Origin of the sequence: Mesorhizobium sp. M1348, from assembly GCF_040317925.1 — a bacterium.
GTDB lineage: Bacteria > Pseudomonadota > Alphaproteobacteria > Rhizobiales > Rhizobiaceae > Mesorhizobium.
This window is the reverse complement of the sequence record NZ_JAMYLH010000046.1, coordinates 1-24,008: the sequence shown is the minus strand read 5'-3', so window position 1 is coordinate 24,008 and position 24,008 is coordinate 1. Positions and strand designations below refer to the sequence as shown.

Below are 24,008 nucleotides of genomic sequence, written 5' to 3'. Positions count from 1 at the left end.
TCGTTCGTACCGCCCTCCAGGACGCGGCCTCGGTCGCCGGCCTGCTGGTCACCACCGAAGCCATGATCGCGGAGGCTCCGAAGAAGGAGTCGGCTGGCGGCGGCATGCCGGCTGGTATGCCCGGCGGTGGCATGGGCGGCATGGGCGGTATGGATTTCTAATCCAGCCCCCTATCAACCTACAGCGGAAAGGGCGGCAGCAATGCCGCCCTTTTTTGTGTGCCGAGCATGATCGACAGCTTTAGACGTGCAAGTCCTCTACCCAGCCTGATGGCGGCGAAGGCTTAGCGAAGCGCAACCGCGTCGTCGTGAGGGGGGGTCTGGCCGTGTCGTTTCGTTCAGCTGCTGGTCGAAACTCACGATGATCGTGCTGCCTTCCGCCGTGCCGTCGATCTCACAGGGCTGCGATAAGGCCTCGCTAACGGCTGGCAGACCCTGGTTGCGGTAGAACTCATCGCATCGTTCGAAGGGCTCCGATACCTGATGGCCTATGGTCGTCAGCTCTTTCAATTGGAACTCGTCTTTTCGGCCATGATCGTGGTCGGCCTGACCGAATTGGCGATCCACGGCCTGCTCACGCTTGCCGAAAACCATCTGCAACGCTGGCGTCCGGAGACCCCACGATCAGCCTGATCACGATTGCAGGTCGGGATAGGCTGTCGCACGGCGCTTCCATCGCACCGCCGGCCTTCCGCTTCATCGGCCGACATCTGCGGCCGCTTGCGGTGCCGATGGCGATGCTCGCGATTTGGGAGTTGCTCGCCCATGCCGGCGCTGCTGACCCACGTTTTCTACCGCGGCTGGAAGAGGTGGCGGCCCGCGGCATGGCAGAGTTCAGCCGAGGTGGCCTCGGCTCCAATCTTCTGGCGAGCCTGGAACGTGACCTGATCGGTTTCGTGTGTGGCAGTGTGGCGGAATCGCGCTTGGTCTGGTGATCGGATTTACCGCCTCATCGAACGCCTGAGAGGCTCGTGGTCGCGGTTGTATTACCGCTATTACGTGACCTGATCACGTTGACGATGCCAGCACTTCATTGGCCACTTTCTGGACCATGTACGTCACATCAGGCTCCCCCGCCCGATCGACACGAGCCGGCTCTGTAACCAAGCCGCCGTCATATGGCGGTTCCACGACGGCACTGGCGGCAGCCGTCTTCTCAGCGGCTACTGGTGGACGTTTCAGCAGCCAACGAATCCGATGGTGGCAAGGACAGGCAGACCAAGCACCGCGTAGAAGCCGTACTCCGCTGGAGTTAGCCTCGGAAGTGGAGTGACAAGGGCCTGATTTGTCTTGCCATGCCGACATTGTCAGCACGCTTTTCGAAGCCTCTGAATTCCTTAGTGTCCATCCCAGCTCGACCTCCGACCATTCCCATTTCCGGCTGCCCGCGGCACGACAGCCCTTGGCCTCTAGCTGCGCTCGAGCGGATCAGCGTGCCGTCCGCCTCCTCTGGCTGATCAAAATGTCTGCACCCATTTGGCAATGGCCGTTTCGCGCAAAAGTATTCCCCCGTGAGCCGGCTTTCCGAATTGGCTTAACTTCCAAATCTGTGGCTTTGCCTGCATTGCGGAGCGCGGAGTTCCGACCACTCGCCCAAGGGTATGCCATGGCGTTTCGTCTCTTTGTTCCCATCCTTGCCGGTGCAACGCTGCGCGAGCGGCTGCTCGCCTGCATCGGGGCCATGATCGGCATCGCATTGACTGGCGTGATCAGTGCGCTGGCGAACGGGTCTGGCCCACATGTCGCACTGCTGGTTGCTCCAATGGGAGCATCGGCCGTGCTGCTCTTTGCCGTGCCTTCAAGCCCGCTGGCGCAACCTTGGTCGATTATCGGTGGCAATACGATTTCGGCGCTGGTCGGGGTGATCGTGGCGCATTTCGTGCATGAACCCGTCCTTGCTACCGGCATTGCGGTGGCGCTGGCCATCGCCGCCATGTCGTTCACGCGCTGCCTGCATCCGCCGGGTGGCGCCGCCGCCTTAACTGCGGTGTTCGGCGGACCGGCCGTCTTCAGCTCGGGCTTGCTGTTTCCCTTCGTTCCGGTAGCGCTGAACTCGATCGTGTTGGTCGCACTCGGCTACGGCATCCATAAACTGTCGCGGCGCAACTATCCGCATTTGGCGGCCCCCGCCCTTAAAAGCGCGCATGGAACCATCGATCCGCCGGCGCGGGAGCGGGTCGGCTTCCAGCCCGAGGATGTCGATGCCGCGCTCGGCGCGCTGGAGGAAACCTTCGATATCGACCGCAACGATCTTGAGCGGCTGCTACGGCAGGTCGAGTTGCAGGCGATGGTGCGCTCCCACCGGACCCTGCTGTGCGAGGACATCATGTCGCGCGATGTGATTTCGGTCGATGAACATGCGCCTGCCGACCAGGCGCGTCATTTGCTGCTCGATCACAACATCCGGACGCTGCCGGTGACCGACGCCGACGGCGGGCTGGTCGGTGTAGTTGGCCTGCGCGAGCTGACGAAGGCGACCGACGCGGTGAGGGCTGTGATGTCGAACGCTGGCACCGCCTCTCCCGATACGCCGGCGATGAGCCTGCTGCCGGTGCTCACCGACGGCCGCAGCCATGCCGTGGTCATCGTCGATGCCGAGCGACGCATTATTGGGCTGATCACCCAGACCGACCTGCTGGCAGCGGCAGCGCGCGTGCACATGGCGGACACAACGCTGGCAGCGGCATAAAATAGTGATCCGGACTTGCTCAATCCGGGAACCCGATGGGGCGCCAATAGGATAGTGGTATTAAGTGCGGCCTTCCGCCTAAGACAATTCCTTTTTACGAGTAGATCAACCCTGAAACGCGACCGCGTGCTCAGGCATCTGGTTCACGTAGGCCAAGTACGACTGCAACAACGGAACACTCTTCAACCTTGCCGGTGGCCAGAGCCAGTCCGCTATGTCGACCAAAGGCGCGGACTACAAGTGGAACCATCTGGTGGACGGCTCCTCTGCAACGATGGTAGCGCGGTTCGCATGTCCAAGGCTGGGTTGAAGCTCTACGTCGCGGGTTGAGTGATCGTTGGCAAGGGTTGCGGCTCAGACGTCGAGGACGCGGTTCGCAATTCCATGCAGGTGGTCCTTTCCTTTGGTTCCTGCATTTCGCCTCTGGTGAGGCGCGGCCGACTCCCGTCATGCATCACGCCGACGACCGCCGCTTCCTCGCCGCGCCAAGGGTTTGACTAGGGCCGACGATAGACCCTGAGATAAGCAATTCCGAAACGATGTGGCTTCCTTGCGCGAAGTCGGCTCTGTCGAACAGCGATGTCAACATGATCCTGAGTTCCGAGGGTTCGCCGCGCATCCTATAACCTTGATGACGTTCCTGACTAGGAGGATGAGGCTGCTCCAACACGTCCACGGTGTTAGGAATTGCCATTGCACGAGTTGATCTCGGACTTCTTCGTCGCGCGTCGCCAATTTCCAGCCCAATACCGCGCCTACGCTTGGTACCCGAACCACGCGGCCTATCGCCCTCATGCCCACTTCGAGGACCCTCCAGGATCGGGCCTGTTCGGATAGGTGTGGGAGGCCGAAGCATCAGAGGGAACGGCCAGACGCTACCATGCGGATGCGCCATCTGCCGAAGAGCCGTACCGTTACCTTCGTCACTGTGCGGAACGCGGGGCGACCGTCGCGTCAGCCATCCGGCTTTGGGTGTCATTTCTCCCCTGGCGGAGTCCACCGCCCCCGACAAAAGCCTGACCTTTGCCAGTCTTCTACGGGCAAGCGTTCGCGCCAAAAGTTCAAAGCCGCGTCCATAACATTCAACAATGAAAGCCAGCCTCATCAGATCGAGCAGAAAGTCGTCGATGGCATGTGTGAGCGCGTCAGACTTTTGTTCAAGCTGAAGCAGCAAGGCGCGCGCCTCTTCGATCGCGGCCCGGCAACCGTCTGCGTATATCAGCAATCAATCCTGTCTAAGATCTGCAAGCCCTCACCTCGCCCCAAGCCAGACTCAGCGCATCGAACGCCGTTGGAGAGAGTTTCCGACGAAAGAACATCGTCGCGTTTCGCGAAAAGGCATCGCTCGGCAAAGTGCCGGTTGATGAAGCATGCTGCGTCAAACGACAAGCAAGAATCCGGGCTCCACCCCGTGATGTCTTCGAAGGCGGGGTGAGCCGGCTCGGCCATGCGTCTCGGCCGCAACCCTTAATCACGAGGGCCTGTGCCGCAAGGCAAACAGTTTCTCTCTATTCTTCTAGCCGCCACGGTTCAGCCTAGATTACATGGGAAACGGCAATAACGCAAAGCAAAGGTTGGCAAAATGAGTAGGGTGGCTGGATCAAATGATGATTTGGCTGTACCAACGACCTTTGCGCCACTTTTGCAGCCCACCTTTCGTTCGATCTGGCTCGCCACGCAAGTCTCGAGCCTCGGCTGGTTAATGCAGACTGTTGCCATCAGTTGGCTGATGGCTACCATCTCGACTTCCGATCTGATGGTTGCGCTGGTGCAGGCTTCATCGAACCTGCCCGCTTTCATTTTGTCCGTGTTCGCCGGGGTTCTCGCTGACAATTTCAGCCGTCGCAGGGTTATGTTCGCGGGCCGCTGCCTTATGGTGATAGCATCTGCGATGCTGACCGCTGTTGTAGCGCTGGGCTTTCTCGACCCATGGATGATTCTCGGCTTCAGCTTTTTAATCGCATGCGGCGGCGCTCTCAACGATCCCGCCTGGCAGGCGTCGGTTGGCGATATGGTGGACCGGCGCGATGTTCCCGCTGCCGTTACCCTGCTTTCCGTTGGCTTCAACACCGTACGGACCGTGGGCCCGGCGCTCGGCGGCATCGTGGTTGCCTCCTTCGGGCTTTTGGCCGCTCTTACCGTGACCACCCTCACCTATTTGGTACCCTTGGCCACCATATGGCGCTGCAAGTGGAAGGTCCGCTCGTCGCCTCTTCCGCGCGAGTCGATGAGGAGGGCCATCTATGACGGGCTGCGCTTCACGGCGATGTCATCGGAAATCAAAGCGGCGATCGCACGCGGAACCCTCTTTGGCCTGGCGAGCATCGCCATACTCGCGCTGCTGCCGCTGATTGTCCGCGACCAGTTGGGAGGAGGCCCGCTCGCCTATGGCACGCTCATGGCAGGTTTCGGAACAGGCGCGGTCTTCGCCGGCCTCTCCAACAGCCTGTTCAGACGGAGCTTGTCGCAAGAAAAGCTGATGAGGCTCTCCTGCGTCGCCTGCGCGGCGTGCTCCCTCTCCCTAGCGCTTACCTCTTCGATCGGCGTGGCGGCAATTGCACTTGCTTTGGGCGGCGCAGGCTGGGTCACTGCTTGGTCCGGGGTTGGCGTGAGCGTGCAGCTGGCAAGCCCGCGCTGGGTCGTGGGGCGCACGATCTCCATCTACTATGCATTGATAGACGGCGGCATAGCGGCCGGCAGCTGGGTGTGGGGCACCGTTTCCCAGAACCATTCGCTGACCTGGGCGCTAGAGGGTTCCGCTGCGGCCCTGCTGCTCGTTGCTGCAGCCGGCGTTCTGTTTCCTCTTCGCGAGCGCCGCGAGTCCGAGCCCGATCCTTTGGAGGAATTCGACGCCCCAGCTGTCGCTCTCAGTTTGAAGCCGAGAAGCGGCCCGATCGTGGTCAAGATCGAATATCTGATAGCCGAGAGAAATGTCGAGGCCTTCCTCGACCTCATGCGGCAGCGGCGTCATGTACACAGCCGCGTCGGTGCTCGGAACTGGACGCTCCAGCGCAACCTTCAGAAGCCTATGCAGTGGACAGAAACGTTCCGAACGCCGACCTGGACCGACTACCTTCGCCTCAATCATCGTCTCACGGAAGTAGACAAGGAACTGGACGAGCGTGTCTTCCAGTTACACGCGGGAGAGAAAGCGCCTCAAATGACGCTTTCGATTGAGCGGCCGACAAGCTCGGCCCGGAAACCCGACCAGTCAATCCTTCACCTTCCCCGTCATTGAAGCCTGACCTTCCCATATCTGGGCATCAGCGATCGTTAAAGATCCGGGTGATGGATGAGAATCTCGGCGGCATCCGTGTCGTGCGTGCCTTCGCCGCGCAGCCGCACGAGCTGGAAAAGTTCGACCGCGCCAAGCAGGACGCGCCTTGATCTCGCCAATGAGCGCGTTGACATCCGTGTCGGCAACACCAGCGCCATGAATTTCTCGTTCCTGACCGCCATGGGCCTGGTGCTCTGGTTCGGTGGCCAGAAAGTGATCGCAGGTCAAATCAGCGTCGGCACGCTGGCCCTGTTGCTCACCTTCATGACCATTCTACAGATGCCGGTGCGCTAGCTCGGATTAATGGTCAACTCGTTCGCGCGCGCCTCGACCTGCGGCACGCGGCTGTTCGAGCTGCTCGACGCCGAACTTGACATCGAGGACGCGGCGGGCGCCAGGGATCTCGTCGTCACCGACGGCGTGCTGCGCTTCGACAATGTCGGTTTCTGCTACGCGGGCTCGGGCGGCCGCCCGACGCTCTCCGGCATCTCCTTCGAGGCGAGCAATGCATCGCCGTCTAGGCAAGGCGAATGCTCCGGACTTCCCAGCCTTTCTTGCCTTGCCCGCATTCGACAAACACCTTCTGTCCCGCCACCAGCACGCTGAGCCCTGAGCGCGTCAGGGCGCTGGCATGAACGAAGACGTCCTTCTCACCGTTGTCAGGAGCAATGAAGCCGAAGCCCTTTTCGGGTTTGTACCACTTGACCGTGCCGCCGCTCTCCAGCTGCGCACCGGTTTCAACGAAGGTCCCTCCAGCGACGCGCGTATGTGACGGAGTTTTCGCGCGCTGATCGCCGATCTCCAGCACCTGCGCGACTTGATGACCTTTTGGACTTTTTTCGACCGTGATCTTGAGAGGCGTTCCCGCGGCAACATCCCGGCTTCCGGCCGCCTCTAACACTCGCACGTGCAGATAGGCCTCCGTGCCGTCCGACAGTTTGACGAAGCCAAAACCCTTGCTGACTGTGAACCACAATACCTCCGCATCGACAGGATCTGCCGTCACGGTCGGCGGGCGCTGAAAATAGCTTGGCTCGGAAGTCCGTTCCGAAAAGGAAACGGGGTCATCGTCATAGCGATGCCGGCGTGGCTCGCGATGGTCTCGATATTTGCCCATGATCATCTCGACTGGCATGGATGGCGCACTGCGGTACCGTCAAGATAATCTCAATCGGGGGACGCGTTTATGTCAAAAAGGCCGTGAAGACCGCAGCTGTGCCCGGCCTATCGGCCGAACCCTTTGAGACTAGATTCATTTCCACTGAAACAATAGTGCCGGCGAGTCGATTTACTGACTCGCATAGGTTGTGTTGGAGCGAGAGTGCGATGATGCTGGCGCGGGCGCACTGGAAGGGCTTTATCAGGCATTCCGGAAAGCCTGCTCCGGGTTTCTTCAAAAGGAACCGAATGGCGGGTCGACGACCATTTGCGCCGGCTCCAGGCCACGGGGCAGGCCTGACCGTGCATGATCATCATCTCCAGCGTCACGCCCAGCGTCGACGCCAAGCCGTGGAGAACCATGCCGCGCTGTCGCCGACGAGAACAACGTCGCAATGTCGATCGACGAGCTTTGAATCGGCGCACTCAATGGGCCTCCTTCCCCAAGCACGGATGTCGCGTTGGCACTTTTTGTGCAGCTGCGAAGAGCTAAAATCGCCACGACGGGTGGTGTTGACGCGCCGACAATTATCAGACAAAAATGGAATTCAATCGGTTCAGCCGCCTACGCGGCAGGGCTCTGCTCAACGACCTCGGGGACCATGGACGATCGCGCAAAAGGGATTAGGAAAGGCGGAGCTGGAGGCAAGGCCAACGACGTCAATGCGGACTTGATCGCCGTTGTGGTCGCCATGGACAGCAGCGCCCCCTGCGTTCTGACCATCCCGCAGGCAAACGCCCTGCCCTCCGGCCCGTTCGAGCTTGCTCACCGTTCGCTGCAGTCGGGCCTCAGGGGATGGGTGGAACAACAGACCGGCCAGCCGCTCGGCTATATCGAACAGCTCTACACCTTCGCCGATCGCGACAGGGTTGGCGCTGACGACCGCGTGGTCTCTATCAGCTATCTGGCGCTCACCCACCAAGACGAAGCTGGCGACCCGGCCGGGCGACACTGGGGAAGCTGGTACGACTATTTCCCGTGGGAGGATCACCGCTCCGGCACACCGGCGGTCGTGTTGGACGAATTGCGGCCGCGCCTGATGGAATGGGCGGATGGCACTGACGACGGTACGACACGCCTCGACCGACGACGGCGGGCGGCGATCGCCTTCGGCTTTGACGACCGCCATTGGAACGAGGAACTCGCGCTTCAACGTTATGAGCTGCTCTACGAAGCCGCCCTGGTGGAGGAAGCAATACGCGCCGGACATTCCGCTGCGCCCACCTCGGTGTCGGGCAGATCGATGATCGCCGATCATCGTCGCATCCTGGCGACCGGCATTGCGCGGCTGCGCTCCAAGATCAAATACCGGCCGGTCGTATTCGAACTGATGCCGCCGGTCTTCACGCTTTTGCAGCTGCAGCGCACCGTGGAGGCGCTTGCCGGCAGGCTCGTACGTAAGCCGAACTTTCGCCGGCTAATCGAGCAGCAGGAGCTGGTCGAAGAAACCGGTGAGACAACCGCGGAAACCGGCGGCCGGCCGGCGCAACTTTATCGCTTCCGTCACGCCGTTCTCGACGAGAGGGTGATAGCCGGAACAAAATTGCCGCTCTCGCGGGCTTGACCCGCCTTGCGCCAGCAGCCCTGACGATGTCGCGGATGGCTTGGCCCTTGTGAGAACCGGGATTGTCGAGAATGACGATGTCGCCCGGCTTCAGTGTTTTGTTGAGTTCGGTTTCGACATAGACGCGAAAGGCCTGCGTATTGATGGGTCCGTCAATGACCCAAGGCGCCTCCACCCGATCATGCCGCAGCGCGGTGATGAAGGTCATCGTCTTCCAATGGCCATATGGTGCGTGGGCCATCAGCCGCTTGCCGCGCACACCCCAGCCGCGCAACGGCGCCATGTTGGTCTTGACCCATGTTTCATCCAGGGAGACCAGGCGCGTAGGGTCAATGCGGGTCTGATAGCGCATCCATTGCGCACGCCCGCGCATCAGCTTTGGCTTGAGCTGCTCGGCCGGCAGAACGGTTTTTTTGAAGCTCTTGCCCTCGCGGTGCAGGAAGCGACCGACGCTCGCAGGAGACCACGTTCAGCCAGTGCCGCCGTCAATTGATGAAGCGTCATGTTGGCATCTCGCTCAACCTCGCCCAGGACGAAAGCACGGTGCTCCCCGTCGATCAGATAGGGCCGATGACCACCCATCTTGCCGGGTGCCGCACTGCCACGGCGACGCTTTGCGGCCTCGGGCGTTTCCTGGGCGAAGGCGGTGGCGATGAAAGCCGAGACGACGCCACAGACTGGGCTGGCGGATAGTAGTTCGCGAGTCAGCCACGGTAGCGGTCGCTACGAAGCGCGCAGCACTTTGTCATCGGTACATTCCGTCCCATACCTGAAATGAGCAGTGCAGCCATGTCGCCTCCTCCGCAGTCACCGTGGCGAAAGCAATCCTTCCGCTGCCACACGGACCTAATGTCGCCTGGCAATAGCTTGCTTCAGCAAACCACTTAGCGCAATTCTCAGGAGCTACCGTGCCCGCACCGCAGGCGAGGTCCGGGGAGGCTTGCTCACTCAGTTTGCCATTCTGGAAAGTCGCGTTCTTGCCAACGCGCATATTCGAGATATTCTCTCGCAATCGCCTCTACAAGATCTTGTTGGAGCTCTTTGCGAAGGCACGGCATTTCGCTGATTGCCAAGCTGTGCTCTCTCGCAAAACGAATGGCGCAACGATATCCGTCAACGTCTTCCAAAGTGGGACGGACTGCATCTTCCTTCCACTGATCCGCAAGTTCCTGCAGCAATGAAGGTTGTCCTTCTCTTGTGACAAACATGTCTGTGACCCGACGCTTGGCTCTCTCCAGAAAGGCGTCCGAGTTGCCGAGCCGCAACCGCCTTACATGCCACCGAAAAGCGCCATCCCAATGCTGACTTCGCGCCATTAAATTGAGAAGGGAGATCGAACCGCCTTCGAGGATGAGCCCCGGCTGGGAACTACGCTCATCCACTTGCATTATCAGCTTACGATGGGCGGTCTCGGCGTCGATGATGCCCGCGGTTAGCGGGCGCGAATCCAAGTAGATCCGCTGGGTAGATTGCAGTTCGGAATCCGAGGGACGCCCGCTGCCGGTGGCGATTTGAGGACAGCATTGTACACGATCCAGCGCAATGACCGGCCATCCGGTCTCTCGTGCAATTTGGATTGCCGCGTCTGTTTTGCCGCTGCAGGTCGGCCCGTAAATCAAATAGATTAGCATGTGTATGCCGCTTAGTTTATCGGAACTAACCGCCCCCCAAGCACAAGATACTCGGCAGGCTTTCACCGGACTTGTCGCAAACATTTTGACAAGCGGCGATTATGCCCTGAAACGACGCCATTTTCGAACTTTGTGAAGTCCGAAAGGGCGCAAGCAGCCCGTTCTGGTCGTTCAGTCCAGTCACCAACGCCTCTGTTTGACGTTTGACGACGGTCCACTTTGCACATCTCATGCCGACTGTGACGCAACGCGGCACCGCAGGATGGTGACCTCGTTGTCTCCGGCAAAAGATCCTTGCGCGTCTTGGGTTAATCGAGGCGGCGGCGCACGGGCGCCTTATTGTCTCGGAACATGGCCAGGAAGGCGGCTGATCAACAAAAGTGGAAGACGGTGCCCCGACGACCTCACCGATTTGTGAGGCGACCGAGGATCTGCCCGACATCGTCGATCTCGTCCTCGAGGTGGGCCGTGTGCCGGCCGCGCCGCCAAAGCCTCCTCCCCTGCCGGTCCGGCTGGAAGCCTCGTCGAAACGGCACAGGAGTACACCAAAGCCGCCAGCGCGCAAACACACAGACCGCCGGCGCCAAGGATTTGGCGCTTTTTGCGTGGCGTCCGCTCCGATCTTCCGGAAGGGGAGCTGGCTGCCGTTTTCTGGGCACTCGCTGCGCATCGCCGCTGCGCAACGCCGAACTGGACATCGAGCGGCTACGCGATGAACCGCATGGTCTGCCATTGTGAGGCTCTTGCTCGACACTAATGGCCTCTCCGAGGTGACGAGGCCGAGCCCTGACGCGCGCGCGCTGGAATGGATGACGGGCTCGATGAAGACCGCTCATTTATCAGGTTGTGTCGATCGCCGAGATCCGGCGCGGCGCTGCCCTCATAGACAAAGGTCGGAAACGTGACGCACTGGCCGGATGGCTCGCCCGGGACCTGCCGCAGCGCTTCGAGCCGAGAGTCCTGCCCGTGGACGAACTGGTTGCCCTGGCCTGGGGCGACCTGACGGGCCTCGCGAAGCGGCGTGGCCGCGGTCTGTCATCGATGGACGGGCTGATTGCAGCCACCGCGATTTCCTGACCCATCACATGGCGGGGATATTCATGCGCTGACGGCGAAACACCCAGATGTCCCGCACCTACCACGATCAATATGGAAACGCCTCGGTGGCAGCCACGAGGTCGATGTCATTGAAGATGAGATGAAATAGGCGGATCAGCTCTGCTTTTCGCATCCTTGACGCGCGCTTCATGACAGGCCTCGGCCAAGGGCGTCGAGTTTAGCTTCCGGTTGGATGATTGCCCTCACCTGTGGCTATGCTTACGGCCATCCCGATCGAGAAAAGCATCGAACGCGGCAGCGACAGCGCGAATTACAAAGCGATGCTCCCGCCGTACGCGGACAAAACCGTTTTCGAAGTCCACTATCCCGTCCTCGGCCAGCATCGCCAAGCGTTCAGCTGAATCGAGAAGACGGATCGGATCAGATCCGTGGGCGGCACAGATTGCCTGCACATCGGCCTCGAGATCGCACATTAGTCGCTCGATAATTGCGGCTCGCACGCGGTCGTCGTCGGTGAGGCGATAGCCCTTTGACGTCGCCAGACGGCCAGCTGCGATGTGCTGGATGTAGGAATCCCGTGTAACTTCGTTTTGGACGTACCCCTCGCCGACGCGGCCGATAGCCGACGCGCCGAAACCGATCAGGGTTCTGCAGGTGGTGGCCGAGTAGCCCAGCGAGTTACGCCGCAGGCGACCCGTTTTCTGTGCCAGCGCGAGCTCGTCGTCCGGCAAGGCGAAATGGTCGAGCCCGATCTCGCGGTAGCCGGCGGCAATCAGCGTCGCGGCCACGGCCGCATACTGTTCGGCGCGGGCAGCGCTGCCCGGAAGAACTGCCTCCTCGATGAGGCGCTGATTCTTTACAAGCGACGGGATGTGCGCATAGCCGAACACCGCAAGCCGGTCGGGGCGCATTGCGACCGCCGCCCTCGCGGTCTCGACGCAGGACTGCACCGTTTGATGCGGGAGACCGAAGATGAGGTCGAAGTTGATGCGGCTTACTCCATGCCGGCGCAGCATTTCCACGGCAGCAGACGTCTGCGCCTCACTCTGAACCCGGTTGATTGCTTTTTGAACAATGAGATCGAAGCTCTGCACGCCGAGACTCACACGGTTCACGCCGGCTGCTCCTAAGGCCTCGGCCATCTCGGCCGTGAACGTGCGCGGATCAATCTCGACGGCAACCGTAGCTGTTTTCGTGAGAGCGAAGCGGCGTCGCAGGAACTCCATCAGAGCCAGGAACTCGGCTGGTCCTATGAGAGACGGCGTTCCGCCGCCGAAATGCATGTCGCTCACGGGCAGCGTCTGCGGCGCTCGCTCCGAGACCAAACGGATCTCGTCACGCAGCGCCGCCAGATAGTTGAGGATCGGCGCATCATGGCGGGTGATGGTGGTGGGGAAGCCACAATACCAGCAAGCTGATCGGCAGAACGGAACGTGGAAATAGAGCGACACCGGATCGTCAGCCGGCAGGTTCCTGAGCCATTCCTCATAAGCCTCGGCGCCGACCGCCCCAGAGAACTCCGACACAGTCGGATAGATAGTGTACCAAGGCAGGCCGGCCTCGCGATATTTTGTGGTCTGCAACAGTTACCGTCCCATGCTGATAACCACCAACCTTACGGCTGCGCTCGCCTGTGTCTTTGCGCTATGTCAGTCCGTTCCGCTTTGGGCTCGAAACTTGTATTTCTCAGCAATAGCGGCCGTTCAGTCTTGGCTGGACGGTCAGCGACTGGCCATGGCTGTTCCCGCCGCGACCCTCACGCGCACCGTTTGGTTCCACCATCCCTTCCCTTCAGCCTGCGCCTGGTCGAGTAGATTCTGCTGAGCGCGGCTGCCGCATCCAACGAGATAACACGGCGTTGGGACCAGACTTTGCTCGCCAGCTAGCGCAGCCCATAGTGATCTCTGGCATCTCGATGAGCTCGTTGTGTGAATTGCTGGCAAGAAGCATTAGCTGTGGCGCGCCGTCTATCAGGACGAGAGGCTGCTCGACGCGACCGTCAGGTCGGCCGCAATGCCAAGGCCGGCGCGCCTACTGACTCCGTGGTGGAGGCAAGGCTGCGCGTCAGCGCGTGATTACCGATCATCGCGCTCGCCAAAATGACGGCGTCGTACCGAGCGGTGCCGCCGCATGATGTCTCAACGTCGGGGCTCACAGCAGACAAAGCTGTCGCCATTGAACGAAACTGTCGCGAAGCGAACAGACGAACCGTAGCCGAAACGTTTGCCGTTCGTGCTTGGGTTGATCCGCAAGGCAAAAAGGAAGGAAGAGCGAACCAAGGTCCGCCGGCACACTTGAGCTTCAAGCCGCAGCTGCGTCGTCAGGATGGCACGTCATTTGCAGTAGAAGCCTTTGTGACGGCCCGCCCACAACTAGCGGAGATGACGGGGATGATTTGTACAGAAATGTTGGATGGAGTCGTTTCGGCGATTATTATATTTGTAATAACAATCGCATATTTGTAACAATAACACCCAATCATATTCTCAATTTCTGATGAATATCTGGCGTGACGAGCGCATCAAAACTGCTCAAATTCAACTCAATGCGCATCGTTATCGACTGTTTCCTTAGCAAGACTTCATCACTGACGTCCATTCCTTTTACTCTTTGAACGGAGATCAACAATGAACATTAGGAGCCTCCTCCTCGGCTCAACTGCGGCACTGATTGCCGTTTCCGACGCTCGCGCCGTGACCGCCGTTGCCGAGCCTGACCCGACTGAGTACGTTAAAATCTGCGACGTCTACGGCTCGGGCTACGTCTACATTTCAGGCACTGAGACCTGCGTGCGCATCGGCGGCTATGTCCGTTACGACGTCGGCTTGGGCCATGTCGGATTGGTTGATCACGCAAGAACCTCGGATGTGAGGACTGGTGAGCATCAGGGCACATGGCAAAACAACACGCGCTTCACATTGAAAACTTGGACCGGCCAGGAGACCGAACTCGGCACGTTGAAGACCTACACCGAAACCCGCATGAACTTCGGCAACCGCCACACTTCGGTTTCGGACAGTTCTCGGTCCTATGCCTTCAACGGAGACAGCACCTTGACTTTCGCCTGGATTCAGCTTGGTGGCCTCCGAGTTGGTAAGGACTGGTCGGCCTTCGACATGTTTATTGGCGGCGCGGGTGACGTACTCAACCAGACGCCGGTTCCCTACGGCGCTTTCGATACCAATGTGGTTCAGTACTACTTCGACGCCGGGAACGGCTTTTCGGCCGTGGTTTCGCTCGAAGAAGGCTCGGGCGTGGTCGGCACAATCGACAGCTACGCACCGCACGTAGTCGGCGGCTTGAAATACACACATGGCTGGGGCGCGATCACCGGCGTTGCCGCTTATGATAGCAACTACGAATCGGTGGCCGCCAAGGTCCGTGTCGACATCAATGTCACCAACGAACTGTTGCTGTTCGGAATGCTCGGCTACGGTTCCAACGGCAAGCTCAACGACGACTCCACGAACGCCATCGACGCTCATGGTCGCGGCTTCTATAAGAGTTGGGGCGGGAACTGGGCTTTCTGGGCTGGCGCCGCTTACGAGCTCAACGAGACAACTTCGTTCAAGCTTCAGCTCTCCGGTGATCAGCTCAAGAACCATGGTGTCGCTGCAAACGTCGCCTATGCGTTTCTTCCAGATTTCACAGTTACGGCGGAACTCGACTATGGCCGATACGGTAACTTCGCCGTCGGCAAGCTGGACGCTTCCAACGTGAATTGGACCAACGCCAACAAGAAGAGCAGTGTCGGCGGAATCCTGCGTTTCGAACGCTCATTCTAACGGATGAAAGGGTTGAGCTCCGAGATCCGGTTGAGCGGACCAATCCCGCAACACTCCAAGAGAACGTCGCATGGAAGCTATACGAGATTGGAGCCTCGATCTCGGGGCCGGACGATGTTTCATATCAGATCTGGTCCGGATGATCGCGCAGGCGATATTCATCGCTGTGTTTTGATCTGCAGCTCTTTCATTTCCTCATCCCTTCCGCCCGCTTGACAGACCCTGCCATCCAGCAGTACCCGGCCAGGTTTCAGGTCCGAACTTGAAGGCCCAGTCGGGTCAGGACGTGTTCGACTTGTTGAGCGATTGTGGGGGTGCGGCCCGACGCACTTGAAAATCGCAAATGGATCGCCTCCGTTCAGCCATCCCCGCGGAAATTCGGGCGCGAGAGAACAAGCTCCAGAGCATAAGCGAGGCTGATCGAGGAACAGACGATTCTCAGGCGACGCTCCATCCGATCTTGCGCCTGGCCGAGACGATCGCCCGACGATCACCGGCGCGGGCCGAATGCGCTTGACGAGATAGTTCCGGCCCGCTCAATTTGAGGCATTCACCAGGGGAGTCCCGGCAAGGGGCTGAGATACTGCTGGCATTCGCGGCGCAGTGACCCGTTGAACCTGATCCAGTTCATACTGGCGTAGGGACGGTGCAAGCGCTTTGCGGGAGTTTACGCCCGAGGTCCTGTTTCGGCAGGTCGACAGAAGCGTCTTTTCATCCTCCCGGCACAGAACTGGGTTTCCAATGCAACGAGCAAAGGAGCCTCAAGATGAATGCCCTCAGCCCCGCCGTCTCGACGGGACCGCTGCCTGCCTCACGGAAAATCCATAGGTCCGGCGTCCTCTATCCGCACATCAAAGTGCCGATGCGCGAAATCTCCGTCCACCCGGCGGCCGGCGAACCGCCCGTCACCGTCTACGATCCGTCCGGCCCCTATACCGACCCGACTGTCGAAACCAGCATCGACAAGGGCCTTGCCCGGCTTCGCCACGAGTGGATCTTGGCGCGCGGCGATGTCGAGGCCTATGAAGGCCGCCATGTCCGGCCGGAAGATAATGGATTCGCGGCGGGCGAACGCCTGACGCCGGAATTTCCCGTGCGCAACCGGCCGCTCAGGGCCAGGTCGGGCAAGGCAGTGACCCAGCTTGCCTATGCGCGCACCGGCATCATCACCCCCGAAATGGAATTCGTCGCCATCCGCGAGAACCTCGGCCGCGAGATCCTTCGAGGCAAGCTGCAACGCGACGGCGAAAGCTTCGGCGCAGCCATTCCCGATTTCGTCACGCCGGAATTCGTCCGAGAAGAGGGAGCTGGGTCTCGGCCCATCCGGGTAACGATCCTTCGCGCGGCTATGGAAACGATCGCACTTGCCGATTATCGCATAAAAAACTTGTTACGCACGACTTAAAAAACTTGCAACTCCACAGCATCATTGACTTGTCGCCTATCAGCACTATATACTTGTAATCGCACAGCTCTAAAAAAGTTGCAAAGGCACGGCCATGGCCAAGCCCCATGAAAAACTCGCTGTATCACTGGCCGTCCTCAAAGAGCTGCAGGAGGGTGGGCGGCGCATATTCAAATCAGATGAGCTGACCCGCGTCCACCGGGAGCGGCTGCTGCAGAACGGGTTCCTGCGCGATGTTATCAAAGGCTGGCTCATGTCGACCGGCCCGCAGGCACAGCAGCAAGACACCACCCCCTGGTACGCGAGCTTCTGGGAGTTCTGCTCCCTTTACTGCAATGACCGGTTCGGCAAGGACTGGTTCCTGTCACCGGAGCAGTCGCTGCTTCTGCACGCGGAAGCGCCCACTATTCCGCCTCAGGTGGTGGTGAACACCCCCAAAGGCACGAATAACAGAATCGACCTGCTGTTCGGCACTTCGCTCTATGACCTCAAGGTCAAGGAGATGCCGGCCGAACTGACAGAGAAAAACGGCCAGCGCGTGTTCACTGTCGAGGCCGCCCTTACCCGGGTGCCGGAAGCGTTCTTCCAGCGCGCCCCTATCGAGATGCAGATCGCCATGGCGTCGGTGCGCGACGTATCAACCGTTCTGGCCCTGCTGCTTGATGGCGGCCATTCCGCCGTGGCGGGACGGCTTGCGGGGGCCTTCCGTCGCGTAGGACGCGACTCCTTTGCCGATGAAATCGTGGCCGCCTTCAAAGCCGCCGGCTATGACGTGCGCGAATCCGATCCGTTCGCGGGACAAATTGGAGTGACAACCATTGCGGCGGGCGTACCGCCGTTGGTCGCCCGCCTGCGCGCGATCTGGCAATCGCAGCGCGAAGCCATCATCGAGATATTCCCGAAGGCGCCCGGACTGCCGTCCGACAAAGACGCCTATATGAAGTTCGTCGAGGATATCTACGAAAGCGACGCCTACCATTCGCTGTCGATAGAAGGGTACAGCGTCACCCCGGAACTCATCGGCCGGGTGCGCGAGGGGAGCTGGAATCCGGAGATTGATGAAGAGGACCGCAAGAACCGGGATGCGCTTGCCGCGCGTGGCTACTACCTCGCATTCCAGAAGGTCAAAGACTCTGTTGCCGCGATCATCAACGGCAAGCCAGCCGGCGCGTTGACGCGGGACACTCACCGGGAGTGGTACCGGGAGCTGTTCGCGCCGTCAGTGACCGCCGGCATCCTCAAAGCCAGCGCGCTTGCGGGATATCGCAATCACCCTGTGTACCTGCGCGGCTCGCAGCACGTGGCGCCGCGTACCGAAGCGGTGGCCGATGGTATGAATGAGCTGTTCGACCTGCTGGAGGCGGAGAAGGAGGCCGCCGTGCGTGCCGTGCTGGGGCATTGGCTTGTGGGCTATGTGCACCCCTATCCGGACGGCAACGGACGGATGGCGCGGTTCCTCATGAACGCGATGCTGGCTTCAGGCGGTTACCCCTGGACAGTCGTCAGAGTCGATGACCGGAAGGCCTACCTCGCAGGGCTGGAGGAGGCGAGCGGCAATATCAATGTGAAATCATTCGCCGCCTTTCTCGCCGAACGGGTGAAGTGGTCTATGGAGAAGGCGGCGTGAGGTCGGTGCTGTGCCATGTTTAACTTGCTTGTCTCGGGCCACGGCGAGTGGTGGGAAACGCCGCCGTTCACGTCAACCATTGACCGGTTCAAGGAATATAGCGGCGCCGAGGCCGAGGCTATCGACCTCGCGCGCCCTGAAACATTGCGCCGGCTGGAGGAAATCCCGGCGCTGTTGATGTACGAAGTCGGGGCGGCAGGCCCGCACGCGCGCGTGGTCCGGCACGGCCGCATACGCAATATCGTTCGGCGCGGACACGAACTGGCCTTCACCTTCGAGCCCGATCCGGAACATGCCTTTCTCGACCGATCAGCGGTGTTGAGAATTGCGGACCGGCTGGGCATTCAACAGTTCGAACAGCACCGTACGCACTGGGCGATCAAGGATGGTGACATTCCGGCCGAGCTGATTGCCACCGGCACCGCTGAACGGGCGCAGCGCACCGTTGCCGTGGTTGCGGCAGAATATGTAGAAGCGCGCCGCGAGGGACGAAGGAGAGAAGCTGCCGAACTGGCCGAAGAACTGGAGGATTTTCCTCCCTCGCTGGAGAAAGCACTGTCGCTCGTGCCGGCGCGTATCCTTCAGCAGCCGACACCCGAATTATACCCGATCCTTGGGATAGAGCCCCGCACGCCCGAAGGCCGCAACGCCGTCGTGGCCGTCGTCGCAAGGGATCACAATGGGCAGGACTTGCCTGCCGACTGGTCTTATTCGCTGGCGTGGTTCCTGGACCTTTACGGCAGCGCGACGGAAGCGGGGCGCCTTGACGGCGCGCTGGCCGAATGCGCAACGCATATGATCGCGCTCGGCACTGGCGAGGGAGAAGCTGCCGCCCCGGTTGAAGATATCGGCTACGCACTCTGGCGCTGTTCGCGAAGCCCGAAACTTATCGGCGATCTGGCCGGGAATCGCTGAGATAGCGCAGGAGGTTTTGTCGCTTACCAAAATCAACTGGAACTCGACCCAGATCAACCAGAAGCTTCCCATTCCCATTCTAGCAGCCAGAAGAGTGGGTGAGCTCTTTAAATATCTATCCGAGGAATCGATAAGCTCAGACTATCTCGCAAGTATACATAGTTTTTTTGTTATAGAGTCTGCTCGGCTGCAGGTAAAGAGCCAGGATAAACTTCAGCACGAAAGCAGAATTGAATGAAGGTGGGCTACATGGAGTTCTCATTTGGGTATGCCTTCACCGAAAACCTTATCCGGTCATCGTCAGCCGCACCTGTAGGCGCGCCGGTCTTTCCAAACCTCATACAGGAGGGGCATTCTGGCTTTGACATCCGCATCAATTTCCCAGGGGTTCCGCTGTTTTTCCAGTACAAGCTTCCGGAGCTGATGAAGCGAGGAACTGCCTTTGAGGTTGCGAGCGGACATTGTCCCGGTTTGTCGATACCATTTTTTCGGATTGCGATGATGCGCAGGGATGTGTCGCGTCAGCATGAACTGCTTCTTCGGTTTGAGGCGCGCTATCCGTCAAACGTCTTCTATGCGGCTCCTTGTATCGCAAACATCAGCGATTTCGACCGCTCTTATTTGGAGCAACCGTAGCACGGCAGTCCATTTTCGTCTCACCAGGGGATATTGGGCCCTTGCCAGACGACAAAGCGCACAGCCTTGCCTATAAACCTGGACTGGCAACTGGATATTTTTGCTCGAAACCCAAGCCCACCAAAGTTCAAACATTTGATGATCTCGCTGCGCTCTTCAGGGAGCAGTTCGCCGAGAAGCGTTTTGCGGAAGTCGGCGAGGCGGCGCGTGAGATGCGCGAAAACGTACTTGAGCTTGCTTCGCCGTCAATGCGGCAAGCCGAACAGCTCATTGCTGAACGGGTCGGCGCGAGATGCATTCAGATTCTAGACGGCGCAGCCAGACCGCCCGAGGAAGAGCGCGCAGTCACTGACATTCTCGTAGCGCGGGAAATTGCGCGTGTCGATCTTGGCGTCGACCTGCTGGTGGCCCAACCACGCTAACGACATCATACCGCTGATTAGCCCAGCTTTTGTCTAGGCCACAGTTATGAGACTACGAACCACTTGGCCAGGAAGAAGATCGGATTGAAAGCGAACCTTCCTTGTCATCTTTGCATCACGGTCAGTCTGCACGAGATTGACCGCTGCAAGCCGGGAGCAAGACCGGGCTGCGCAAACGTTGCAACAGATCCTTCAAGGAAATTCATAGACTCTTAGCAACTCCGGTTCGCTGTGAATGGTAGGCTTATTGCAACGTTTGAGTCAGTGGAGTCCGAACCGTGGCTTATTCTCCGACCCGCCGAACTGCGTGCAATTTCGGCTAAAGGCAATGGCAAGAACAGCGCCCATCTTGTTTGTTCGACACAGCCATATTGGCTCAAAACAGTATCTTCACGGCCACCGAGATTGTCCGGTCGGTGGACAAGCAACCATATTATTTCGTTCGAAAGCTGCAACATCTGTGGAGAACGCGAAATGACAAATTCAGTAGGACGAGTGCCCAGGCTTTCCAAGTGGCTTGGACCTGACCAATGCTGACACTGGTCAGTCGCCTTCGGACGGCAGCGCATCTAGATCGCCTTCGAATCCTAGGCCTTTGCGCGCATGCGGACCTAACTGTCTGCCAGCTAGCGGAGATTCTGGGTCTGCGTCGTGAGCACGTTGTACGACACGTCCGGCTGCTGGCCAGAGCCGACTTTCTTTACTGCAACGAACAACGTCCGTGGTGCTCGTACCATCTCAAAGCAGGAGGTAAGGACGGCGGGCTGGTTCAACTGTTGGTTGATCTCCTGCCCCACGGCGATGGCTATCACAAACGAGACCTTCAACGGCTCGAAGCCACACAAGACGCGCCGTCGAAGGGGATCGCATGCTTGACCGTGAAATAGATCAGTCCAATTGGAGCGCGAAACCACCATGGACAACTCCGCCGACGGCGCCATCGCGCCGCGCGACACTTACGGACGGTCTCGATTGGCCGCGGTTGATTGCCGCGTTCACGAACTGCTTCTGAGACAGGAGCGGCAGGAGCGGACGACCCTTAAGCTCATCGCCTCAGAGAACTTTGCGTCCTCGGCCGTGCTGGAAGCGAACGGCTCGATTTTCACGAACAAGTACGCCGAGGGGTACCCCGGTGCGCGCTACTACGCTGGAAATGAGATCGTTGATGAGCTTGAGAATCTAGCCATTGAGCGCTTGAAAACACTATTTGGCAGCGAGCATGCCAACGTCCAGCCTTATTCCGGCTCGCCGGCCAACCAGGCTGTCTATCGTGCGCTTTTGAGCCCCGGTGACAAAGTCATGGGCCTGCCCCTCCCGGAAGGGGGCCATCTGACTCATGGTTGGGCCATCAACTTTTCCGGAACTGACTATCAACGCGTCCCCTATGGACTAGATGAAAAGACACAGCAGATTGACTATGACCGCTTGCGCGAGACAGCCAAGCGGGAACGGCCGCGGCTCATTTGGGTCGGCGGAACTGCTTACCCGCGTGTCTTTGACTACGCGGCAATGGCAGAAATCGCCCTGGAAGCGAACTCCTATCTCGTAGCCGACATTGCGCACATCAGCGGACTGATTGCCGCGGGAGCGCACCCGAATCCCGTGCGCCATTGCGACGTGGTCAGCAGCACCTCCCACAAATCGATCCGCGGTCCCCGCGGTGGTTTCATTTTGTCCAGGAACGAAGATCGCTATCAGGCCCTGTATCATACAAAGAGCAAATACAATCTCGCCAGACGAATAGACCGGGCGGTCTTTCCTCACCTGCAAGGCGGGCCTCATATGAATGCCATCGCTGCGCTAGCAGTTGCCTTGCACGAAGCCGCGAACCCGTCCTTCCGAAGCTACGGCCAACAGACCGTCAAGAATGCCAAGGCTCTTGCACAGGCACTGATCGAGCGAGGGTATGACCTGGTTACCGGGGGGACGGACAATCACATGCTGGTCCTTGATCTGCGCGATCGACCACTATCGGGCAAGGTCTATGCCGAGCGGCTAGCAAAGGCAGGTATCATCACAAACTTTAATATGGTGCCTGGCGACCCGCGGGATCCGGCGGTCACAAGCGGAATTCGCCTTGGGTCGCCAGCAGTGACGTCAATGGGCATGCGCGATGTGGAAATGGTGCAAATTGCTGGCTTCATTGACTGCGTCCTCCGGCGGCCTGATGACGAAGATCTCCATGCCTGCGTGCGAAGAGACGTTGCCGATTTGTGCGCTGCGTTCGAGGTCCCGGGCATCACCAACAGGTAAGGTGGGCTAAGCAAAATGCACCATACAACTCCAACACCCGAAACGAGGCATTTCATGGCTAGGCAGTTCGTGTTCTCTTCCGAATCGGTTGGCGCGGGACACCCGGATAAGTTGGCCGACAACATCTCGGATGCCATCCTCGACGCCATCCTCCGCACCGATCCCAAGGCACGCGTCGCCTGTGAAGCGTTGGTAAAATCAGGGATAGTCGTTGTGGCTGGCGAGATTACTAGCGATGCGCGGGTGGATTATAGCCAAGTTGCGCGCGATACGATTCTCGATATTGGATACGACGATGAGGCTGTCGGCTTTGACGGCCGGCGTTGCTCCGTCGTTCATGCACTCACCGAGCAATCGCCCGACATTAGCCAGGGCGTTGACGAGGGACGAGGGCAGGACCTCCAGCAGGGAGCGGGAGATCAGGGCCTCATGTTCGGCTACGCATGCCGCGAAACCGATACCCTGATGCCTTTGCCGATCCAGCTCGCGCATCGCTTGACGAAACGACAGGCAGATGTCCGGAAAGCACGACAGCTTGGCTGGTTGCGTCCTGATATGAAATCCCAAGTCTCAGTGCGCTATGAGGGGTTGCGCCCGGTCGCCCTTGATACCATCGTCGTATCGACCCAACATGACGAGCAGGTCTCGCAAGAGACGGTCCGCGAGGGCGTCATTGAGGAAATCATAAAGCCTGTCCTGCCGACCCACCTGGAGACGGAAGGCATCAGAATTCTGGTCAACCCGACGGGGAGGTTCGTAGTCGGCGGGCCGCGCGGCGACTGCGGTCTCACTGGACGCAAGATCATCGTCGATTCCTATGGTGGGATGGGTCGTCACGGCGGCGGCGCCTTTTCGGGCAAGGACCCGTCCAAGGTTGACCGCTCAGCTGCCTATGCGGCCCGGTATGTCGCAAAGAATATCGTCGCTAGCGGACTTGCGGACGTCTGCGAGGTGCAGCTTGCTTACGCAATCGGCGTGGCCAGTCCGGTTTCTGTCATGGTCAACACGTTCGGAACAGCGAGGGTTGAGGAAAGAAGGATCGAGCGCCTCATTCTTGAGTTGTTCGATCTCAGACCGAAGGGCATTATCAAGATGCTTGATCTCTTACGCCCTATATACCGCAAGACCGCGACCTATGGCCATTTCGGCCGTGAAGAGCCTGATTTCACCTGGGAGAAGACAGACAGGGCCGACGAATTGCGTCGCGAGGCAGGACTTGCCGCCCCGTGAGGGCTGGCGCCGAACGGATTGGCAAGCGCAAAGCCCATTCCCACTGGCCAGACCCGCCCGCGCCCGGCGTGGCAGAAAGCCGGTGGGTTTTTGGCGGAGACATGAATTGATGCCGGACTATGACGTGCTTTGTATCGGAAATGCCATCGTCGACATCATCGCCCAGTGTGACGAGGCGTTCCTGGAGACCAACGGCATCATCAAAGGCGCGATGAATTTGATCGACACGAGGCGCGCCGAACTGCTCTACAGCGGCATGGGCCCGGCCATCGAAGCCTCGGGCGGCAGCGCCGGCAACACGGCGGCGGGCGTCGCCTCCTTCGGCGGCCGCGCCGCTTTCTTCGGCAAGGTCTCCAA

Annotated in this window: 16 protein-coding genes, 6 pseudogenes and 1 riboswitch; of the genes and pseudogenes, 16 read left to right on the top strand and 6 right to left on the bottom strand. The window is 59.6% G+C overall.

Annotated elements, in window-relative coordinates; translation table 11 throughout:
- Positions 1-257 precede the first annotated feature (257 nt).
- Positions 258-599 carry a hypothetical protein gene (locus tag NKH13_RS33745; protein WP_352917158.1) on the bottom strand — a complete coding sequence of 114 codons (342 nt, stop codon included), beginning with the start codon at positions 597-599 and terminating at the stop codon, positions 258-260.
- Between the two features lie 131 nt (positions 600-730).
- Between NKH13_RS33745 and NKH13_RS33740 the strand changes: the two genes are divergently transcribed.
- From NKH13_RS33740 to NKH13_RS33725, 4 genes and pseudogenes are all read left to right on the top strand, one after another.
- Positions 731-934 carry an ABC transporter permease family protein gene (locus NKH13_RS33740; RefSeq protein WP_352814108.1) on the top strand — a complete coding sequence of 68 codons (204 nt, stop codon included), beginning with the start codon at positions 731-733 and terminating at the stop codon, positions 932-934.
- Positions 935-1,605: 671 nt separating this feature from the next.
- Positions 1,606-2,688: an HPP family protein gene (locus tag NKH13_RS33735; RefSeq protein ID WP_352917156.1), complete on the top strand. Its 1,083-nt coding sequence runs from the start codon at positions 1,606-1,608 to the stop codon at positions 2,686-2,688.
- 1,582 nt (positions 2,689-4,270) lie between these two features.
- Positions 4,271-5,926: an MFS transporter gene (locus NKH13_RS33730; protein WP_352917155.1), complete on the top strand. Its 1,656-nt coding sequence runs from the start codon at positions 4,271-4,273 to the stop codon at positions 5,924-5,926.
- A gap of 32 nt (positions 5,927-5,958) precedes the next feature.
- A pseudogene (locus NKH13_RS33725) lies at positions 5,959-6,508 on the top strand (ABC transporter transmembrane domain-containing protein); the annotation flags it as partial.
- Here NKH13_RS33725 and NKH13_RS33720 read toward each other — a convergent pair.
- Positions 6,483-7,100, bottom strand: a complete 618-nt coding sequence (locus NKH13_RS33720) for a cold-shock protein (RefSeq protein ID WP_352917154.1) — start codon at positions 7,098-7,100, stop codon at positions 6,483-6,485. The pseudogene NKH13_RS33725 and the gene NKH13_RS33720 overlap by 26 nt on opposite strands.
- A 261-nt stretch (positions 7,101-7,361) precedes the next feature.
- A pseudogene (locus NKH13_RS33715) lies at positions 7,362-7,578 on the bottom strand (3-methyl-2-oxobutanoate hydroxymethyltransferase); the annotation flags it as partial.
- A 147-nt stretch (positions 7,579-7,725) separates the two neighbouring features.
- On the opposite strand from NKH13_RS33715, the gene NKH13_RS33710 reads away from it, so the two are divergent.
- Entirely contained in the window at positions 7,726-8,688 is a 963-nt protein-coding gene (locus NKH13_RS33710; protein WP_352469024.1) for an NUDIX hydrolase, read from the top strand.
- Positions 8,689-8,761: 73 nt separating this feature from the next.
- On the opposite strand, the pseudogene NKH13_RS33705 reads toward NKH13_RS33710, so the two are convergent.
- Positions 8,762-8,971, bottom strand: a pseudogene (locus tag NKH13_RS33705) (IS630 family transposase); the annotation flags it as partial.
- Positions 8,972-9,180: 209 nt separating this feature from the next.
- Between NKH13_RS33705 and NKH13_RS33700 the strand changes: the two are divergent.
- Positions 9,181-9,381 carry a hypothetical protein gene (locus NKH13_RS33700; protein ID WP_352822595.1) on the top strand — a complete coding sequence of 67 codons (201 nt, stop codon included), beginning with the start codon at positions 9,181-9,183 and terminating at the stop codon, positions 9,379-9,381.
- A gap of 251 nt (positions 9,382-9,632) precedes the next feature.
- On the opposite strand, the gene NKH13_RS33695 is transcribed toward NKH13_RS33700, so the two are convergent.
- Positions 9,633-10,319: an isopentenyl transferase family protein gene (locus tag NKH13_RS33695; RefSeq protein ID WP_352515927.1), complete on the bottom strand. Its 687-nt coding sequence runs from the start codon at positions 10,317-10,319 to the stop codon at positions 9,633-9,635.
- Positions 10,320-11,053: 734 nt separating this feature from the next.
- Here NKH13_RS33695 and NKH13_RS33690 point away from each other — a divergent pair.
- Positions 11,054-11,393 (top strand): annotated as a pseudogene (locus NKH13_RS33690) (PIN domain-containing protein); the annotation flags it as partial.
- 227 nt (positions 11,394-11,620) lie between these two features.
- On the opposite strand, the gene hemN reads toward NKH13_RS33690, so the two are convergent.
- Positions 11,621-12,961: an oxygen-independent coproporphyrinogen III oxidase gene (hemN, locus tag NKH13_RS33685; protein WP_352515929.1), complete on the bottom strand. Its 1,341-nt coding sequence runs from the start codon at positions 12,959-12,961 to the stop codon at positions 11,621-11,623.
- 1,044 nt (positions 12,962-14,005) lie between these two features.
- Between hemN and NKH13_RS33680 the strand changes: the two genes are divergently transcribed.
- The 9 genes and pseudogenes from NKH13_RS33680 to NKH13_RS33640 all read left to right on the top strand — a co-directional run.
- On the top strand, positions 14,006-15,163 hold the full coding sequence (locus NKH13_RS33680) for a porin (RefSeq protein ID WP_352917152.1): 1,158 nt from the start codon (positions 14,006-14,008) through the stop codon (positions 15,161-15,163).
- A gap of 545 nt (positions 15,164-15,708) precedes the next feature.
- Positions 15,709-15,825, top strand: a riboswitch (TPP riboswitch).
- Between the two features lie 104 nt (positions 15,826-15,929).
- Positions 15,930-16,487, top strand: a pseudogene (locus tag NKH13_RS33675) (phosphomethylpyrimidine synthase ThiC); the annotation flags it as partial.
- A gap of 175 nt (positions 16,488-16,662) precedes the next feature.
- The gene (locus NKH13_RS33670) at positions 16,663-18,195 is read left to right on the top strand and encodes a Fic family protein (protein WP_352917150.1); all 1,533 of its coding nucleotides are present in this window, start codon (positions 16,663-16,665) and stop codon (positions 18,193-18,195) included.
- 15 nt (positions 18,196-18,210) lie between these two features.
- The gene (locus NKH13_RS33665) at positions 18,211-19,110 is read left to right on the top strand and encodes a hypothetical protein (RefSeq protein WP_352917149.1); all 900 of its coding nucleotides are present in this window, start codon (positions 18,211-18,213) and stop codon (positions 19,108-19,110) included.
- 234 nt (positions 19,111-19,344) lie between these two features.
- Entirely contained in the window at positions 19,345-19,746 is a 402-nt protein-coding gene (locus NKH13_RS33660) for a hypothetical protein (RefSeq protein ID WP_352669529.1), read from the top strand.
- A 41-nt stretch (positions 19,747-19,787) separates the two neighbouring features.
- Complete coding sequence (locus NKH13_RS33655) at positions 19,788-20,168, top strand: hypothetical protein (RefSeq protein WP_352691545.1); 381 nt, start codon at positions 19,788-19,790, stop codon at positions 20,166-20,168.
- A gap of 915 nt (positions 20,169-21,083) precedes the next feature.
- Positions 21,084-22,421 (top strand): serine hydroxymethyltransferase, encoded by a 1,338-nt coding sequence (gene glyA / locus NKH13_RS33650; RefSeq protein ID WP_352917147.1) that lies wholly within the window; start codon positions 21,084-21,086, stop codon positions 22,419-22,421.
- Positions 22,422-22,475: 54 nt separating this feature from the next.
- A complete protein-coding gene (gene metK / locus NKH13_RS33645; RefSeq protein WP_023679684.1) occupies positions 22,476-23,651 on the top strand; it encodes a methionine adenosyltransferase in 1,176 nt (391 codons plus the stop codon).
- Between the two features lie 109 nt (positions 23,652-23,760).
- Positions 23,761-24,008 (top strand): annotated as a pseudogene (locus tag NKH13_RS33640) (adenosine kinase); the annotation flags it as partial.